Genomic DNA, 17,812 nt, shown 5'->3' with positions numbered 1-17,812 from the left:
TTACGCTACTCCAACCGATCACGCAGCGCGTTTATAAACGCCTCAATGCGCAGCGCGTTGGTGCCCACATCGCTGGCGCCGAGCCGTGATGCGGAACGCATATCTACCTGGGTGCTGTCGCCCTGTTCGGTTAGGCGGATCACCACGTCATCCTCAAAGCCAAACCAGCGGGTCACGGCGGTGGCTTCCAAACGGTTTTGGGTAATCTCAGCAATTTCCCAGCCTGCCGCTTCGACTTCTGCTTGAGCGGCGGCGAGTACAGTGGTGGCGGAAGCATTCACCACCAAAGGTTGAACGTTCGGGTAAGCTGCCCGTTGCTGTTCGGCGGTGTCATCGCCTGGGTAATCTAAACCGTTGGGTGCCGCTTCGCGCTCCTCGCGTAGCGCAACAAACGCCGGTGGGTTCTGCGTATCAGTGGTGATGTCATGAATCACCGGGGCCTGCTGGGCGCGCTGCCACTGTTGCCAAGGCATGTAGAGCAGGGCGGCGGTCACCACCAGCACCCCGATAGTCACGACCGCCGTGCCGCCACGGCGAGTGATCGCACTAATGAGCAGCACCAATACGCTAAGTGCGACCGCGGCCGTAGCGGCATAGATGCCGTTACGCAGAAGGTTAAACGCCTCTCCTAACCCGATCCACTGCCAGCGGTAGGCCGGACCGGCGCCCGCCATTAATAGCGCCGCCGCCACGAATGCCAGCACGCTTAGCCAGGCAAGGGCCTTAGGCCAGCGGCTTTTACGGCGCTGCTGATTGAGTCTATCGACCATATGTCTCTCCTCGCTGTGATAGGAACTATCCGTCTGGCCACAGCATAGCCAGCGATGTGGTAGCGTGGCTATTTTTCTCCCACACGTTTTCTCCCACACGCCTGAACCAACGAGTAACGACCTGATGAGTCTATCTGACGCCAACGCTGTGCTCGCCCACCACGTACGCACACTCCTCATGCAAGCTCCGGCCAGCACGCTGCCTATGACCTACCAGCAGGTTGCTAACAGCCTAGGGCTGACCCCACCGCGCACCATTGCGCGGGTGGCCCAGGCGCTTGAGCAGTTAATGAAAGAGGATGTAGCAGCCGGGCGGCCGATGATCGCCGCGCTGGTGATTAGCCGCCGAGGGGAGGACTTACCCGCCAGTGGCTTTTTTGAAAAAGCCGTCTCGCTTGGCCGGTTTCCAAACGACCCGGCCCAGCATAGTGCCCGCTATGCTGAAGAGCGCGAGCAGGCGCTGCAGGCCCGCTAGTGGGCACGTGACTCACTCTTATTAGCGCTGGCGCAGCGGCGTTAACAAGTCGCTTAAGCCGTTATGGTCAATTTCATGCATCAGTTGCAGCAGTTGACCAATTTCCCCGTTGGGAAATCCTTCCCGGGCAAACCAGTTCAGGTAGGCGCCCGGCAAATCGGCAATGATCCAGCCTTCATATTTGCCAAAGGGCATTTTACGCGTCACCAACGTCTCCAGGTCTTCTGGTTTCATTCGTTAATTCCTTTCATTCTCATTTAAGTTTTCTTTTATGTTCCCGTGATCACGGTTCTTTGTTAGACTTTCGTCGAAATTTTACCCCCCTCGACGCTGGGCACCTGCTGTTCCGGCACGTCATTTCTGTATCGTCAGGGACATGACATGCAAAAACGTTTAAGTCTGTTACTTTGTTCACCGCTATTAGCACTCGCCGCCATGCCGGTTGCGGCCGATGAGCCGGTCGATGTAGTACTGATCGGTGGCGGCATTATGAGCGCTACCTTAGGTACGTACCTGCAAGAGTTAGAGCCGGATTGGGATATTCATCTTTACGAGCGTCTTGACCAAGTGGCTCAAGAAAGCTCAAACGCATGGAACAACGCAGGTAGTGGTCACTCTGCGTTTATGGAGATGAACTACACGCCAGATGTCAGCGGCCGTGTTGAGATCCAGCGTGCCATCAATGTTACCGAGCAGTTTGAAGTTTCCCGTCAGTTTTGGGCGCATCAGGTAGACAACGATATTCTTGGCGAGCCCTCTTCGTTTATCAATAGTGTGCCGCACATTGCCGTGGTATGGGGCGATGACGACGTCAACTTCCTGCGCGAGCGTTATGATGCCATGACGCAAAACCCGCTCTACGCCGGCATGGAGTACTCAGAGGATCGCGCTGAGCTGGCCGAGTGGATGCCGCTGGTGATGGCGGGCCGTGAGAACGACGACCGCCCGGTGGCCGCCACGCGCATGCAGATGGGCACAGAAGTGAACTACGGTGCCCAGGCCCGCGAAATGGTCGAAGCGCTGTCGCGCAGCGAACACTTCACGCTTGGGTTAAGCAGTGAAGTCCGCGACCTGGAACGCAACGATGACGACACTTGGCAAGTCACCATTGCTAACCTAGAAAGCGGTGAAGAGACCACCGTTGACGCCCGCTATGTATTTATCGGTGCCGGTGGCGCAGCGCTTCCGCTGCTGCAGGCGTCGGGCATTCCTGAAGCAGAGGCCTATGCGGGCTTCCCGGTAGGTGGCCAGTTCCTCTTCACCACTAACCCGGACGTGGTCTCGCAGCATGACGTGAAAGCCTACGGCAAAGCCGGTGAGGGTTCTCCGCCGATGTCCGTGCCACACCTGGACTTGCGCTATCTGGATGGCGAGCCTGCGCTGTTCTTTGGCCCCTTTGCCACGTTCTCCAGTAAGTTCTTGAAAGAGGGCTCTTGGACGGATCTGTTTGGCTCCATGACGCTGGACAACACCTGGCCCATGATGGAAGTCGGTCTGGATAACTTTAATCTGGTCAGCTATCTCGTGGGACAGGTGTTAATGTCTGACGATGACCGTTTTGAAGCGCTGCAAGAGTACTACCCCAACGCCAGCCGCGACGACTGGGAGCTGTGGACGGCGGGCCAGCGCGTTCAGATCATCAAAAACGACCCCGAGCGTGGTGGCGTGCTGCAGTTTGGTACCGAAGTGGTGACCTCACAAGATGGCACGATGTCCGCGCTGCTCGGTGCATCGCCGGGGGCTTCTACCGCGCCGTCGATTATGCTCAGCCTACTGGATCGCGTGTTCCCCACTGAAGTGGCAAGTGATGAGTGGCAGTCAACGCTGACCGATATCATTCCTTCCTACGGTCAGAAACTGGCAGACAACCCCGAGCTGTTGAGCGACGTGCGTGCCTACACGGCGCAAACGCTTCAGTTGGACGAGCCCATGAACCTGCCCGCCGAGAGCGTTGAGCAGAGCGATGTTCAAGACGAGGCAGACGCCGCTAGCGAGCCGAGCCAAGAGGCCGATGAGCCGTCGGAAGCAGAACCGAGCACTACAGAAGAAGAAAGCATCACCGAGGCATAAGCCATACGTGTGATGTGCTTTCCAACGCCAGCCTTCGGGCTGGCGTTTTAGTGTGCGGCGGGGAGCGCCACCCGCGTGAGCAGCGCCGCCAGTGCCTTAGCGGGCTCGCTTAGCTGGCCGCTGGCGCGGTGAATGATCCCGATATCGCGATGAAAGGTGTGTTCCGCTAAGTCGATGGCACGCACACCCGCAGACCAGCGTTTGATGGCATTCGGCTGTGGCACCAGCGCCACGCCGACACCGTTGGCGACCAGCTGCACAATCGCTTCCAGCTCGTCCACCTCACACACATCGCGCACTTGGCAGTGATTGTCTCTTAAAAAGCGATCAACCTGGCGGCCGCCAAACGAGGCGCGGTCATAGCGCACAAAGGGTTGGCTGGAGAGTAACTCACGCCAGTCGTCACCGGCCATTTGGCGTGGCACCAGTAAGCGAAATGGCTCGTGGGCAAGAGGCTGCCAGCGCAGGTCGCTGTGTAGCGAAAAGGGCGGACGAATAATGACTGCCATATCCAGTTCCCCCGCGTCCACCTGATTCATCAGCGCCAGCGAAAGCCCCGGCACCACGCGGGAGTGGCACTCGGGAAACTGGCGGTGAAAGCGCGCCAATACCTCCGGCAGCAGCGAGCGCTGAATAGAGGCAATTGCGCCTAAGGTAACGCGGGTCGCGACTTCTTGCCCTGATGAGGATTCCCCAAGCGTTGCGTATAACGCCAGCAGTGCTTGGGCCTGCTGCAGCGTTTCTTGGCCACGCTGGGTAAGTACTGCTGCACGGCCGCTACGCTCAAACAGGGCCACACCCAGCTCCGCTTCCAAACGCTTCATCTGTGCACTGACGGCAGCTTGTGTTAGGCCAATGCGCTGGCCTGCGGCGGCAAAGGTGCCGTGCTGAGCCACGGCGATGAGCGTTTTGAGTTCGCGAATCATGGTCGATGGGTCTTTAAATTCATCAATAAAAATTGTCAATGCATCAAAAAACAATTGATTTTATTTTTGCATAACGCCTTTTAGGATAGTGACACGGTGGTAGCGCAACGCGCTAGCCATTCACAAATACATTCACAAGTACATTCCCAACGACATTCCCAGCGACATTCCTCAACAACAGCAATACCAGGAGACTTCCATGAGCCTTTCCCCTTTCCACTTAGCGATTCCAGTGTACGACGTTGCCTTGGCGCGTACTTTCTACAATGACGTGTTTGGTCTGGAAGAGGGCCGCTCCAGCGACCATTGGGTCGACTTCAACTTCTTCGGCCACCAGCTGGTGATTCATGAGCACCCCAAAACGCCGGGCCAAGAGAGCGCCCACACCAACCCGGTGGATGGCCACAACGTGCCGGTGCCGCATTTTGGCGTGATTTTAGAGTGGGATGAGTGGGAAGCCCTGGCCGCGCGTCTAAAAGAGCGCGATACCGACTTTATCATTGAGCCTTACATCCGCTTTAAAGGTGAAGTGGGCGAGCAGGCCACCATGTTCCTGCTTGACCCCTGCGGCAATGCGCTAGAGTTCAAAGCCTTCCAAGATAAGAGTCAGATTTTCGCCAAATAAGCTTGGCTCGCCAGGAGCCATCAGGCGCGCAGCGCCTGCTCCTGGCGGCGATGCTGCAGCGGCGACTCGCCAAAGTAGCGCTTATAGTCCCGGCTAAACTGCGGCACGCTGCGGTAGCCAACCGCCAGGGCGGTTTGGTTAACGTTATGGCTATCTTGTAACAGCAGCTGCTGCGCTTTAATTAAGCGCAGCCGCTTCAAATACTGGGCGGGCGATGCGCGGGTAATCTGTTTAAAGTGCTGGTGAAAGGTAGAGACGCTCATGTTGGCCTGCTGTGCCAACTGCTCTACTGAAAAGTCTTCGGCAAAGCGGGTATGTAGCTGCGAAAGCACCTGCACAATGCGCGAATAGTTACCGTGGCCCTGTACCAACGCCCGCAGTGCAGGCCCCTGTTCGCCTTTCAGCGCTTCAAACACCACATCGCGTATTCTCGCCTCACCCATCGTGCTGCACTCCACCGCATCATGCAGCGTGCGCGCCAAGCGTAGTACAGCTGCTTGCATACCGTCATTCATCGCCACCGATGCCATCGGCAGTGGAGCGGTGTGTGTCTGGTGCATATCCCCCATGGCAGTGACCATCTCACTAAGCAGCGCGGGGTCTAGCTTGACTGAAATACCCAGTAGCGGTGCCTCGGGTGAGCCGTAAGTTTCGCATTCAAACGGTAAGGGCAGCGTTTGCACCAGGTAGTGCCCTGGGTTGTAGTGAATCTCACGGTCGCCTAAATAACCCACTTTGCGCCCTTGGGCGATGATGATCAGGCTGGGTTCATACATCAATGGGGTACGCACCTGATGCCTGCCCAGACACAGTAGGTTTACGCGTGCTAAGCGCGAAGCACTGATGCCATCGCTTTTGACAAGCGACGTGATCAGGTCGGCAAGGGCATTACCCATTTGTGCAGTGCTTTCCACCGGGGCTCTCCTTACGCGGGTGAATATCATCGGCGGCGATAATTATGACGTTTTTCTGACATTTTTTGTTATTTTATTGCACTTGAATAGAGAAATAAGCAAAAAAAACGTAGCTTCGCTCATCGCTATCTTTCCCCCATAAGCGAATAATAGAAATACTTTCTCGCACCTGCGGGATGCATTAAAAAGGAGTTTTCATGAGCCAAGCAAAATCTTACGCCGCGTTTTCTGCCGACAAGCCGCTCGCGCCGTTTACCTTTGATCGTCGTGAGCCCCGTACTGACGATGTTGCTATTGAAATCCTTTACTGTGGCGTGTGCCACAGCGACCTGCACTTTGCTCGCAACGATTGGGGCATGAGCCAATACCCCGTAGTACCGGGCCACGAAATTGTTGGCCGTGTTACTGCAGTGGGCAGCGATGTGACCCGTTTTAAAGCCGGTGATTTGGTCGGTGTTGGCTGCATGGTCGACTCCTGCCGTACCTGTTCCGCCTGTAAAGATGGCGTAGAGCAGTACTGCCTGGAAGGCTTCACCATGACCTACGGCAGCCCGGACCGCCAAGATGGCACCCTGACCCAGGGCGGCTACTCTGATTCCATCGTGGTCAGCGAGCACTTCGTTCTGCAAATGCCTGATGGCATTGACCTGGCTTCCGCCGCGCCTATCCTGTGCGCCGGTATCACCACCTACTCGCCGCTGAAGCACCATGGCGTTGGTAAAGGCCACAAAGTGGGCATTATCGGCATGGGTGGCCTGGGCCACATGGGCGTCAAACTGGCCAAAGCGCTGGGTGCTGAAGTCACCGTGTTTACCCGCTCTGCAGCCAAGGTTGAAGAAGCCAAGCGTAACGGTGCTGATCATGTAGTGGTATCAAGCGACCAAGCGCAGATGGATGCCGTTGCTGAAACCTTCGACTTCATGCTCGACACCGTTCCGGTTCAGCACGATCTGAACCCCTACCTAGCGTCGCTGAAGTACGACGGCACGCACATTCTGGTCGGCCTCTTAGAGCCCATCGAGCCAGCCATCGAAGCGTTCAACCTGGTATTCAAGCGCCGCGTGGTAGCGGGTTCTTTGATCGGCGGTATCGCTGAAACCGAAGAGCTGCTCAAACTGTGCGCCGAGCAGAACATCACTTGCGATATCGAAATGCTCGATATCAACAAGATCAATGAAGGCTTCGAGCGCATGGAGAAAGGTGACGTGCGCTATCGTTTCGTGATCGACATGGCAACACTGAAAGGCACCGCTGCCTAAGTCGTTGCGCCCCAGCAAGCCCACCGCTTTACGGCGGTGGGCTTTTTTGTTTCTTCGTTATGTAAAATTGGTTGTTATACAAAGGTCGCAGTAGCGCCATATTTCTCTTCATCTTGCTTTACCCTCCTGGGAGGTGGGGTAACAACTAATAAAGAAGAAGGGAACACGGCGATGAAACAACTCTCCATAAAATGGAGCCTGACGGCTGCCTTAGCACTACTCGTGGTGATGATTGGCTTGATCAGTGCGCTAGGGTTTTATACCAACACCTCCAGCGACCGAGCACTCAACGAAATTAATAACATCAACGTGCGGCTGGCTAATTTAGCTAACCGTACCCAAGTGAATGCGCTCAGGGCGCAAACCTTCCTCGACCGTTCGGCCAGCTTCAGTACCCAAGGCAATCCTGATAAAGGCCAACAGAGCCTCGCCATGGCGGCCGAAGCGGTCACGGCAGCGCAAACCCGTTTTGAAGAGTTCTCAGCGATCCCTGTCACGCCGGAAAGCGAGCTGGCCGAGCGGCGTGACAGCGTGGTAGCGGCCTATCACGCCTTCGTGACCGAAGGTATTGTGCCGCTGCTGGACGCGGCACCGTTCCAAATTCAGCGCCAACAAGAGGCGCTGGGTGAACTGGGGGCCAACCTGGATGCTGCGATGGGGGCTTTTGTGGACTACACCGAGGCGCGGGGCCAGCAGGTCATGCATCAGGTAGAGCGCTTAGCGAGCATCGGCGGCGCCGTGGCCATTGGCTTGCTGCTGTTTTCGCTGCTGGCAGTGGTGGTGATTCGTATTGCGATGATGCGCGGCGTGGTGCTTCCCCTCCAGCAAGCGGTTGGGCATTTTGACCATATCGCTAACGGTGATTTGACCGGGCGCATCGAAGACCGAGGCCGTAACGAAATCGGCCAGCTCTTCATGGGCTTGGCGACCATGCAAGAGAAGCTGAAGACGCTGGTGTTGTCGCTGCGCAGTAGCAGTGAACACGTTTACAGCGGCGCGAGCGATATCTCCTCGGGTAGCCAAGACCTCTCTTCGCGTACCGAACAGCAGGCTTCAGCACTTCAGCAAACCGCCTCCAGCATGGAGCAAATGGCCACCACGGTAGGCAAAAATGCCGAGATAGCCCAGGAGGCTGACCAACTCTCGGTGGCCGCTTCCCAGTCCGCTGAGGCGAGCGGAGACGAAGTCGAGCGTACCGTGCAGCTTATGCGCGAGATCGCCGCCAGCGCTGACCGGGTCAACGATATTATCGGCGTTATCGACTCGATTGCCTTTCAGACCAATATTTTGGCGCTCAATGCCTCGGTGGAAGCAGCCCGGGCAGGCGAGCAAGGGCGCGGCTTTGCGGTCGTGGCCAGTGAAGTCCGTTCACTGGCCACCCGCAGTGCGGAGTCGGCCAAAGAGATTCGCGGCCTGATTGAACAAACCACCACGCAAATTAACAGCGGTGCTACCCAGGCCGAACGCAGTGGCGAGACGCTGAGCCAAACCGTCGAGGCCATTCGCCAAGTCACCACCCTGATGGGCGAGATCTCAACGGCCACCCGTGAGCAGAATAGCGGCATCGAGCAGATTAATGCCGCACTGACGGAAATGGACTCCGTGACCCAGCAGAATGCGGCGCTGGTGCAGCAAACCAGCTCTGCCGCTAGTGCGTTGGAAGGGCAGGCAAGCCAGCTCGCCACGCTGATGGCTACTTTCCGATTGGCGGAGGGCAGCAGCGAGCACCCCGTGGCTCCGCCTGCGTTAGAGACGCAGCAGCGTCGCCCGGTGAATAAAGCAGCTGCCCCGCAAACGGTGAATAGCAGCGACGCCTGGGATGAGTTTTAGCCCCGAGCAAACATCGATAGAGCGCACCAATACTCAGGGCGGCTAGGTAGCCGCCCTGAGTGTTTTTAACAAGATTATGGTAGCGGTGGCGACCGGCTTACGCGTGAGCCACCACGCGAATGCGCACATAGTCCGCTGTCCAGTTGCCCTGGCCGTCGTTGAGGCTATGGGCTAACAGGTTGAGCGTGTTATCAAAAATAGCGTCTTTTAAATCAGGGTCTAGCCCGTGAAAAAAGGGGCTCGCGAAAGTGTCTAGCCAGCTCGCCATCCCTTTGGGTAGCGGGGTGGGGCGGGGAATGAGTTCAACGCTATCCACCCGAAAACCGACCGTTTGCAGCAGGTTGGTATACTCCTGGGGGGTGGGAAAATACCAAGGGTGACGGCCTTTAGAGCTAATGCCGCGAAACTGCAGCGAGGCAATCAGCGCGGTACAAATAGCCGCCACATTACCGTGGCCGCCAAACTCTGCCACAAAGCGCCCACCTGGTTTTAGGGCGCGCTTGATGCCAGCCAATACGGCTTGCGGGTCTAGCATCCAGTGTAGCGCCGCGTTGCTAAAGACCGCATCAAACTCATGATCGAAGGGCAACTGATGGCCGTCAATGACCCGCGCCGTCACGCCGCGCTGCTGCGCGGCAGCCACCATATCGGCAGAGGCATCAATCCCCAGCACGTCCGCGCCTAACTGCATAATGCGCTCAGTTAATGCACCGTCGCCGCAGCCTAAGTCCAAAATTCGTTGCCCCGGCTGGGGAGAAAGCAGCTTCACCACCTCCATACCCAGGTCTGGCACAAAGCTGGCGTTTTCCGCGTACCGGCCAGCATTCCATGCTTGGCCTGGCGGGGTGTGAGGGGCGTTTGACATATCGGCTTCCTAGCATCGTTATCAGGCGGATCAGGTTACTTGCAGTATAGCGAGCGTTCACTTCTACGCGTGCAACATCACGTAAAAATTCTTTAACCACCGTACGTTAACCGCCGTGAGCGGCTACCCAATCTTAGACAATAACGTTACGCTGAAAACTCACTAGGGAGAGAGACAGCATGAATCAACAGCACCAAGCGGATGACAATTTTGAAGGGGGAGATCAGCATAGCGAGGAGCATGACCAGCGCGAATCCGTCTCCCAGGAGTCTGGTGCTCAGCAGGAATCACGTGAGGCGAAATTGCCCTCCAGAGCTGCTGTGGTGCATCAGCATTTACGCCTAGAGGGGCAAAAAGAGCTCTCCCGAGACTCCATGGCGCTGCTGTGGTCGGCCATTGCGGCGGGCATCTCCATGAGCTTTTCCATGGTGGCGCGTGGAGTCATGCATGCCCACTTGCCGCAAACCGACATTGGCTTTTTAGTCGAGTGTCTCGGCTATACAGTAGGTTTTATTGCCGTCATTTTGGCCCGCCAACAGCTGTTTACCGAAAACACGGTGACCGCCGTGCTGCCCGTGATGAGCCGACCCACGCTGCCGAATCTTGGCGCGCTAGGCAGGTTATGGGGGGTGGTGTTGGTGGGTAACCTGATGGGCGCCGCGCTCTCCTCCTTCACCTTTTTACATATGCCGATGTTTGACGAGGCGACGCATCAGGCATTTATTGCCCTGGGTGAGCACATGATGGCGAACACGCCCATGGAAATGTTCTCCAAGGGGATTCTCGCTGGCTGGATGATTGCGACCCTGGTGTGGCTGATTCCCGCTGCCGATCAGGCCAAAGTGTGGATCATTATTATTGTCACCTATGTCATGGCCATCGGTGAGTTTACCCACATCATCGTCGGTACCAGTGAAGCGCTGTATCTGGTGTTCGATGGTCATATTTCTTGGTACGACGCGGTAGTGGGTTTTGCGCTGCCTACGCTGGCCGGTAACGTGATTGGCGGTACGTTTATTTTTGCGCTGATCAGTCATGCGCAGATTCGTGGCGACGTTGAGGCGCAGCGAGAGTGTAAGCAGGGCCTGTTTTATCGTCGCAAACGCTAACCCGCTTCTTATTGAAAAGCACTGAAGAGGAAATTGTTATGAATGATGTTATCAAGCTGCTGAATTCCCACCGTTCGATTCGTAAATTCACTGATCAAGAGATCCCTCACGGCCTGCTGCTGGAGCTGATTCAAGCAGGGCAAGCCGCTGCCACGTCTAGCCACGTGCAGGCGTACACGGTCATTCATGTGAAAAATCCAGATAACCGTGAAGCCATTGCCGAGCTGGCTGGTGGGCAAGGCTATGTTGCTAGCAGCGCGGCGTTCCTAGTGTTCTGTGCCGACATGAAACGCCCAACAGAAGCTTCCGCCCGCACGGGCGCCAACGTTGAGCGCGGCATGACCGAACAATTGCTGGTGGCCACGGTGGATACGGCGCTGATGGCGCAAAACGTGGCGGTAGCGGCTGAGTCAGAAGGTTTGGGCATTTGCTATATCGGGGGGATTCGTAACGACCCAGATGCTGTCAGCGAGTTACTGCGGTTGCCTGCCCATGTTTACCCCGTTTTTGGGATGTGCCTTGGGTACCCCGCTCACCAACCTGAGGTGAAACCGCGCCTGCCCGTTGAAGCGATTCTGAAAGAGGACTACTACACTGATAATAGCGACCATGTAGCCGCCTTTGACGACACCATGCAGGCGTACTATCAATCTCGTAGTAGCGGCAATAAAAATAGTGATTGGTCGCATAACCTAACCCCTCTGTTTGATAGCAAGCTGCGCCCCCATATGCGTGATTTCTTGGTGAAACGCGGCTTTACCATGAAATAAGGAGTCATCTATGTCCCTTCAGCGTGCCTACGTTCTCCTGGCTGGGCTATATAGCCTGCTACCTGTGATGGGTATTGTGGCCGTGTTTTCCGGCGGAGGAACGCCGCTGGCCATGGCGCACCTGTTTTTTGGTGTCTTGGGCGTGGTCGGGCTGTGGGGATACATATTAAAACGGGGAATGATGAACCAGCGCATGTGGCGTCCGCTGGCGGGCGTATTTGTGATTGGGAGTGTGCTGCAGCTGGTAGTGATGCTCACCATGCCGGTGTCTGGTGTGGTGCTTACCTGGATGCTCACCAGCAGCATCTTTGCCATGCTGCTGGCGGTGCTGCTTTACCATTATGGCAACCGCGACCAGCCGCTGTGGGCGACAGAACAAGAGCGTGCAGCGGCACAGCAGCTGGCTACGCTACTGGAGCAACAGTCAACGGTGACGGCAGTACACCGTGAATCAGGGCACGAAAACAGCGTCAACGTCGTCAAAGTGGGCAGTGAATATCAGGCAACCGTCACGCGCCGCTATGAAAGCCAGCAGGAAACCTTTGAGCGTCGCTTTCGGCATCCTGAAACGCTGGTATTTTTTGTTGAGAAATTCGCCAGCGTTTCCCCACAGGATTTTATCGCTTCAAGACCGGTAACGTCGGCCGCTTAGCGGTTAGTGCAAGGGAGGTGTGAGCGGCAGTTGAGCCTCTAACTGAAGCTTGATGGTTTGATACAGCGGCTTGATTTTGATGGGCAGACGCTCTTCTGCCACCCGCTGATCAATATAGTAAGGAGCACGGCTGCCGCAGTAGTTAATCACCCCACCTACCTGATGAAAATACAGGCCTGAAGCCTTTAGTAAGCGGCTAAAGCGCGGCTCTAACATCGCAAACACGTGATAGCGCTGGCTAAGCCCCACCATGGCCGTGGCCGCCAGAAACAGGCTAAGGCTCAATAGTGCGGGGCTCTCTTTGATGCTGTCATACGGGCTTTGTATATCGGGGCTTTGTATCTCGGAGCTTTGACTATCGGAGCTTTGACTATCGGAGCTTTGGCTATCAGGGTGATGATCTTTAGGTTTTTTGCGGGCGGTAGGGTGAACGGCTAACCGAGACACTTCGCACACCGTGCTGGCAGGAAAGTAATGAGGGTGCGTCTCGGGCATAAACAAGTCAGGCGAATAGTAATCTTCTAGCGGCAGGCCGCGTTCCTGGTGCTTTGCTAACGCGTCAATTAACACCACCCGGACACAGCCAACATCCATGCCGGTGGCTTTATGATGGAGCAAGCACAATAGCGAGTGCTGGTCGTGCTCGTCATGTTCCAGGTTCGGAGCACTGGACGTGCCTATATCGTAATTCAACTCTTCAATAAACACCGCGTGGCGTAGGGCAAAGGCCCGGTGCTGCTCGTCGGTTGTTTGGGCAAGAATTAATCGGAAATGGTCGTTAAAGAAAGTAGGGCTAAACGTGGTGTCTGCGAGTATTTCTGGAGTGGTAATGGGAGGGGTTATTGTCGTTATCACCATCGTTCATCCTTCCAGTAGCTGTGCGAGGGGCTGTGGTTTTCCTAAATAAAATCCTTGGCCGTAGGTGATGCCGTACTCTTGTAGAAGAGGCATTAACGCTGCCTGGTCGACAAATTCTGCAATGGTTTGTTTGCCGAACCCTTTAGCAATATCGGCAATCGCTTTCACAATGGTGTGACTGTCAGGGTTAATCAGCAAACTGCGAATAAACGAGCCATCAATTTTGATGTAATCCACCGGCAGCTGGCCCAAATAGTGAAAGCTGCTAAACCCGATACCAAAGTCATCTAGCGCCGTGCGGCAGCCTAAGTCGCGCACCGTTTGCAGCACGTTGCGTGCGGTCGAAAAGTCGGTAATAGCGGCGGTTTCGGTCACTTCGAGAATTAAGTGGTGCGGGTCGGCACCGCTGCGCTGCAGTTCGTCGGTTAAGTACTGTTTTAGCTCCAAATCATGGAGCGATTGCCCTGATAAGTTGACCGCCAATGAAATACCGCGATCTTGCAGCGTTCTGAGTGCTTGCAGACTATGTTTGATAACCCAACGGTCGAGCGGCACGACTAGCCCGCTCTGCTCAGCAATAGCAATAAACTGCTGTGGCGCAATGAGGCTGCCATCCGGATGACGAATGCGCAGCAGCACTTCGTAGTGTTTAATATCCTGGTCTGCCAAACGTACAATCGGCTGTACCATCAGCTCGAAGCTGTCGTTTTCCAGCGCGTTATGGAGCTGCTCAACCCAATAAACGCGGTCTTGTAACTCGTCTTTTGCGTTCTCTGCCTGAGAAAGCAAATACCAACGCTGGTGAGTGCTCTCTTTGGCCTTATACATGGCCATATCGGCGCTGGCGAGCAGGTCGGCTGATGTGCGGCCATGGGTGGGGAAGAGCGCAATGCCCATGCTGGCAGAGATATGGTGCTTTCTACCTGTCGATTGAAACCCGATACCACTGAGCAATTGGCTAATATAGCCGGCAATGCTGATCGCCTGTTCGCTGGCAACTCCTTCAAGCAGCAGAGCGAATTCATCGCCGCCTAATCGCGCAATAATGCTGCGCTGGCCTAGATTCAGAAACAGCGTCTCAGCGACTTCACGCAGCAGGTGGTCGCCTACGTGGTGGCCGCTCAGTTCGTTAATGTCTTTAAACTGATCCAAATCCAGCAGCACAATAGCGCCTTCGCTGTTGTGCAGCAGGGCGCTTTGCAGGGCATCTTGGAAGTAGCGACGGTTAAACAGCTCGGTGAGCGGGTCTCGCTCGGCAAGCCAGGTCAGCCGCTCTTCTGCGGCTTTACGCTCGGTAATATCCAAGCCAACAGAGATGCGCAGCGCCTGTTCGCGGGACCTGGCGGGTAAGGCCGAGTGATACCACGCCACGGTACAGCAACGCTTATCTGCCGTTTGCAGCATCTTCTCTTCCTGCTGGGGCGAGTGGGGTGGCGCATTAAAGACGGCATCTTTAGTGATTAATCGGCTGGCTATGGGCAGCCCTGCAGGGGACACTTGATCGAAAATATCGTAAAAAAATCGGCCGATAAGTTCTTGATCGTTAAGCGCAAGACGGCTGCGCGTATAGGCATTGACCCGCTGAATACGCCCATCGCTGCTGTGCACCACGATGAACACTTGGGCGGTGTCTAGCAGGCTATTCACAAAGTCTCTTTCGCGGGCAAGCTCGTTAATGCGCTCGGCTAATTGGCTGCTATGCACGGTCACGCTGGATTCAAGGTGTTCTAGCTGGTTGGCTAAGGTGCGCGTGGCGTTCTCAAGCACATCAATTTCATTAGAGAGCCGTGGGGAGTGCTGAGGCAGTTTCCCTCTTACCTCTGTAAAGTCGCCTCTTGCTAGCGCTGGCAGCATAGAAGCTACTCGCCGGAGCCGTGCCATGGGGCCAAGTAGAATGGCGAGCAGCAGCAGTTCTGCCGCAAGCCAGCCCACTACACCAAGCACCAGCAGCGTGTTAGTGGCATGCTGTATAGCAACCGTTTGTGTGGTGACATCAGAGATCAGCAGGAAATAGCCGGTGCTGCGCCAGTCAGCGTCATCTTCCATGTACACTGCGCTGAGCTCTAAATACCGCCCCGCGTAGGGAAGGCTAAGCGGCCTATCGGCCAGTGCAAAAATAGGCGCTATGTGGGAGGCGCGCTCTAACAGGGGTAGGGTAGCCTCACGGTTGGTTAGAGCGACTAAATGACCGTTCCACTCCGGTAAGCGGCGGGCGACATCCAGAGGGGCAGCCCCCGTGTAGCCTGTCACCATCAGCGCAATTTCGCTTCCCGACACTTCTCTTGCTTCGCGGGTTACGTCCGCCAGCGAGCGTGACAGCACCACCATGCCAATGCTGCTGCCCTCCATTAATATGGGCACTGCCGCGTACTGCTGGCAGTTCAACCCGCAGCGCAGAGTGGTGATAGGCGCCTCGCGAGCCAGCACGTCTTCGATCCAGCCCTCTACCGGTAGCTCCGTGGCACCTTGAAGGCTACCTGAATGACCAAGCAGACGCCCCAGCGGGTTAAACACAAAGACTTCGTCCACTCCAGCTTCTAACTGCAGAGATGGCCACTGAGAGCGAAGGGCGTTCTCAATCGCGGTGGTGTCGCCCACGGCCAGCGCATCGCCCAGTGGAGGCGCCGAAGCGGTCAACCCTGCCAGTTGGCGTAAATTATTAGCTGAGCGCTGCATCGCTAGGCGAATTTCACGCTGCTGGCGCTCGTGGTGGGCCATGCGGCTATTTTCAAACTGCTGCGTTAGGTGGTGATGCCCAAACCAAATAAACAGCGCGACGAGTATCAAAAGCAGCAGGCTGCTAAGTGCAGTGACTCGCCAAGCTAAGCTAAACCGATGACGTGCTGGCAATGGTGAAAACCGATTCATAACGGCAGTTCCCGATCAGGTCAATGGTTAAAAGCGTAGCGAAAGTTGAAACAGCAGCATGTTCCAGTGTTGGCGTGTTTCCCCGGCATCCGGGTTGTCTTGTGTCGGTAGCCAACCGGTGCCGTCAACGATGTGATACTCTCCCGCCAGCATCAGCCGCGGGGTCGGGGTCCACTGCACGCCTAGCGTTATGTCGTCGGCAAACTGCGAATGGGCCGGGCCAAGGCCCGCTTGCTCATACCCCTGGCCCGAGCGGTCATCGGTGTTGTTGATCAGGCGATCAAAACGTACGAGCCCGCTCCAGGTAGGTGTGAAGCGGCGCTGGTACTGTACGTACCAGCTCTCGCCGGTGATATCGAAGGTGCGCGGCAGGTTCTCGCCCTGGAGCGACTGCTGCCTAAGCGCGTATTCGGCGGTCAGGCTCCAGTGCTCTTCGTTGTACTGCAGGGAAGCAATCCAGGGCTGGAAGTCGAAGTCTGCCGCGTGGCCGCCGAGCGACGTGTCGAGATTGACCGTGGCAGTGCTCAGCGCGGCGACCCACTGGCCGGTGGGGTCTTCAAACAGCAGTTGCGCAATCGCGGAGGGCTCTGCTGCTGAGACGTCGTTTGCCGCACCGTTGAAGAGCTGCCGCGTTAGCTCCGAGCCGGTTTGCGGGCGGCCAAGCCCGCTACGAAAGCGCAGCATGCCTGCGCCAGTGTACGCCTCCCAATAAACGCTGACGCCATCGGCGGCTAGGCCCAGGGCGCGGGTGCGGTCAAAATAGATGGATTGCGGAAGCAGAATACTCGGCCGGGTAAAGGCAACATCGCGGGTTTGGTTATAAAGGCCAAACGGGTTCTTGAAACGGCCTAGCTGAACGCCGAGCGTGCGCGACGGGTTGGAGCTCATTTGGTAATCGATGACGCCGTAATCCAGGGTAGGTTCGGCATCGCTGTTGGTGCCACCGGCGCGGCGGCTGAGCACTTGAGCGGCTACTAAGACCTTGCGGTGAGGGCGAAACGAGGCGTTGAGCCCCAGCTCGGTATACTCCAGGCTGCCCGCGTTCTCGCTGCTGTCACCAAAAAAGTCATTGTGATCAGTGATGACCAGCGCTTGGCTAAGAAAGCCATGCACTTGCAGTGTGTCTCGTGGTTTATCCGCATGGGTAGTCATTGGCAGTAGCGCTAGCAGCCCCGCGATTAACCACCGTGTTGGCGCGCGGTTTTCACTCCATTGAAATAACACGAACGCTTTCATCCAGGTACTCCCTTTCAAGGTAACCCAACGCGCCAGGAGTGCCAGCAACCTGCTCGCGCATCTCCTCTTGATTGCGCACTCGGTTAGGGGCTTGCCCCATGCCGGAAAACACCATTCTGTCCCATGCCAACTGCAGCTGATGGGGGTACACGCCCAACTGCTCTTTGGTAAAGCGGGTATGCACAGGTTCGCGGTTAGGCAGCACAAATATCTGCGCTGCTTGGCCGTTGGGCCACGTGCGTTGGCGCATGGCAAACATCGCCCGCGCCGTGTCCCGGTTAATCGCTTGTGCCCCCACTGAAGGGTGAGCAATCAAAACAATCGTATTAGCTAATTCGGTGGTCTGTGCTGATGCGGTGTTGAAAAGCAGGGCAAGCATCATGAGCGCTGTCCATAAAGCGCTCATGAGCGTGCTACTCGGCCGTTTAAGCGCCATCGCTCAGGGGTGCCTTGGCTTGCAGAACGTCAGGTTCATGCACCATGTAGGTGTTTCCCACACGTCAGCTGTGAATGAGTAAATGACGTTTCTCCCTTACGGCTGCCATCAAAAAAGTGGATAAGAGCAAAGAGCTTATCGGCTTTTCT

17 protein-coding genes are annotated in these 17,812 nt (G+C 56.3%); 8 read left to right on the top strand and 9 right to left on the bottom strand.

The features are described from left to right. Positions 1 to 5 precede the first annotated feature (5 nt). Positions 6 to 770, bottom strand: coding sequence for a DUF1499 domain-containing protein (locus R0J87_RS02500; protein ID WP_498884165.1), 765 nt, complete (start codon positions 768 to 770; stop codon positions 6 to 8). Positions 771 to 894: 124 nt separating this feature from the next. On the opposite strand from R0J87_RS02500, the gene R0J87_RS02495 reads away from it, so the two are divergent. After that, complete coding sequence (locus tag R0J87_RS02495) at positions 895 to 1,245, top strand: hypothetical protein (RefSeq protein WP_498884164.1); 351 nt, start codon at positions 895 to 897, stop codon at positions 1,243 to 1,245. Between the two features lie 21 nt (positions 1,246 to 1,266). Here the strand turns inward: R0J87_RS02495 and R0J87_RS02490 are convergent, their stop codons facing one another. Beyond that, positions 1,267 to 1,479, bottom strand: coding sequence for a DUF3820 family protein (locus R0J87_RS02490; RefSeq protein WP_404342832.1), 213 nt, complete (start codon positions 1,477 to 1,479; stop codon positions 1,267 to 1,269). Between the two features lie 147 nt (positions 1,480 to 1,626). Here R0J87_RS02490 and mqo point away from each other — a divergent pair, with 147 nt between their 5' ends. Then, the gene (mqo, locus tag R0J87_RS02485) at positions 1,627 to 3,315 is read left to right on the top strand and encodes a malate dehydrogenase (quinone) (RefSeq protein ID WP_498884161.1); all 1,689 of its coding nucleotides are present in this window, start codon (positions 1,627 to 1,629) and stop codon (positions 3,313 to 3,315) included. A gap of 47 nt (positions 3,316 to 3,362) precedes the next feature. Here mqo and R0J87_RS02480 read toward each other — a convergent pair whose 3' ends face one another. Further along, complete coding sequence (locus tag R0J87_RS02480) at positions 3,363 to 4,241, bottom strand: LysR family transcriptional regulator (RefSeq protein ID WP_498884160.1); 879 nt, start codon at positions 4,239 to 4,241, stop codon at positions 3,363 to 3,365. Positions 4,242 to 4,440: 199 nt separating this feature from the next. Between R0J87_RS02480 and R0J87_RS02475 the strand changes: the two genes are divergently transcribed. Beyond that, positions 4,441 to 4,866 carry a VOC family protein gene (locus R0J87_RS02475; RefSeq protein ID WP_062360191.1) on the top strand — a complete coding sequence of 142 codons (426 nt, stop codon included), beginning with the start codon at positions 4,441 to 4,443 and terminating at the stop codon, positions 4,864 to 4,866. Between the two features lie 20 nt (positions 4,867 to 4,886). On the opposite strand, the gene R0J87_RS02470 is transcribed toward R0J87_RS02475, so the two are convergent. After that, positions 4,887 to 5,780 carry an AraC family transcriptional regulator gene (locus tag R0J87_RS02470; protein WP_498884158.1) on the bottom strand — a complete coding sequence of 298 codons (894 nt, stop codon included), beginning with the start codon at positions 5,778 to 5,780 and terminating at the stop codon, positions 4,887 to 4,889. Between the two features lie 197 nt (positions 5,781 to 5,977). On the opposite strand from R0J87_RS02470, the gene R0J87_RS02465 reads away from it, so the two are divergent. Both R0J87_RS02465 and R0J87_RS02460 read left to right on the top strand, forming a co-directional pair. Next, complete coding sequence (locus R0J87_RS02465; protein WP_498884156.1) at positions 5,978 to 7,039, top strand: NAD(P)-dependent alcohol dehydrogenase; 1,062 nt, start codon at positions 5,978 to 5,980, stop codon at positions 7,037 to 7,039. 171 nt (positions 7,040 to 7,210) lie between these two features. Next, on the top strand, positions 7,211 to 8,869 hold the full coding sequence (locus R0J87_RS02460) for a methyl-accepting chemotaxis protein (RefSeq protein WP_498884154.1): 1,659 nt from the start codon (positions 7,211 to 7,213) through the stop codon (positions 8,867 to 8,869). Between the two features lie 97 nt (positions 8,870 to 8,966). Here R0J87_RS02460 and R0J87_RS02455 read toward each other — a convergent pair whose 3' ends face one another. Continuing rightward, a complete protein-coding gene (locus R0J87_RS02455; protein WP_404342820.1) occupies positions 8,967 to 9,734 on the bottom strand; it encodes a class I SAM-dependent methyltransferase in 768 nt (255 codons plus the stop codon). Positions 9,735 to 9,913: 179 nt separating this feature from the next. Between R0J87_RS02455 and R0J87_RS02450 the strand changes: the two genes are divergently transcribed. From R0J87_RS02450 to R0J87_RS02440, 3 genes are read left to right on the top strand one after another with little or no spacing between them, the layout of a single operon-like run. Beyond that, positions 9,914 to 10,843 carry a formate/nitrite transporter family protein gene (locus tag R0J87_RS02450; RefSeq protein WP_498884152.1) on the top strand — a complete coding sequence of 310 codons (930 nt, stop codon included), beginning with the start codon at positions 9,914 to 9,916 and terminating at the stop codon, positions 10,841 to 10,843. 38 nt (positions 10,844 to 10,881) lie between these two features. Beyond that, positions 10,882 to 11,613, top strand: coding sequence for an oxygen-insensitive NADPH nitroreductase (gene nfsA / locus R0J87_RS02445; RefSeq protein WP_498884150.1), 732 nt, complete (start codon positions 10,882 to 10,884; stop codon positions 11,611 to 11,613). A 10-nt stretch (positions 11,614 to 11,623) separates the two neighbouring features. Further along, positions 11,624 to 12,265, top strand: coding sequence for a hypothetical protein (locus R0J87_RS02440; RefSeq protein ID WP_404463519.1), 642 nt, complete (start codon positions 11,624 to 11,626; stop codon positions 12,263 to 12,265). A gap of 3 nt (positions 12,266 to 12,268) precedes the next feature. Here R0J87_RS02440 and R0J87_RS02435 read toward each other — a convergent pair whose 3' ends face one another. From R0J87_RS02435 to R0J87_RS02420, 4 genes are read right to left on the bottom strand one after another with little or no spacing between them, the layout of a single operon-like run. Then, a complete protein-coding gene (locus R0J87_RS02435) occupies positions 12,269 to 13,123 on the bottom strand; it encodes a PEP-CTERM/exosortase system-associated acyltransferase (RefSeq protein WP_498884148.1) in 855 nt (284 codons plus the stop codon). Positions 13,124 to 13,126: 3 nt separating this feature from the next. Next, positions 13,127 to 15,991, bottom strand: coding sequence for a bifunctional diguanylate cyclase/phosphodiesterase (locus R0J87_RS02430; protein ID WP_498884146.1), 2,865 nt, complete (start codon positions 15,989 to 15,991; stop codon positions 13,127 to 13,129). Between the two features lie 27 nt (positions 15,992 to 16,018). After that, the gene (locus R0J87_RS02425; RefSeq protein WP_498884144.1) at positions 16,019 to 17,227 is read right to left on the bottom strand and encodes a putative porin; all 1,209 of its coding nucleotides are present in this window, start codon (positions 17,225 to 17,227) and stop codon (positions 16,019 to 16,021) included. Beyond that, complete coding sequence (locus tag R0J87_RS02420) at positions 17,196 to 17,609, bottom strand: hypothetical protein (protein ID WP_404463511.1); 414 nt, start codon at positions 17,607 to 17,609, stop codon at positions 17,196 to 17,198. The genes R0J87_RS02425 and R0J87_RS02420 overlap by 32 nt, the downstream gene beginning before the upstream one ends. Positions 17,610 to 17,812: the final 203 nt, after the last annotated feature.

Origin of the sequence: Halomonas sp. SIMBA_159, from assembly GCF_046536035.1 — a bacterium.
GTDB classification, from domain to species: Bacteria; Pseudomonadota; Gammaproteobacteria; order Pseudomonadales; family Halomonadaceae; genus Vreelandella; species Vreelandella venusta_A.
Note: the sequence above shows the minus strand (reverse complement) of the source record. Positions and strands in the feature narration are given on the sequence as shown.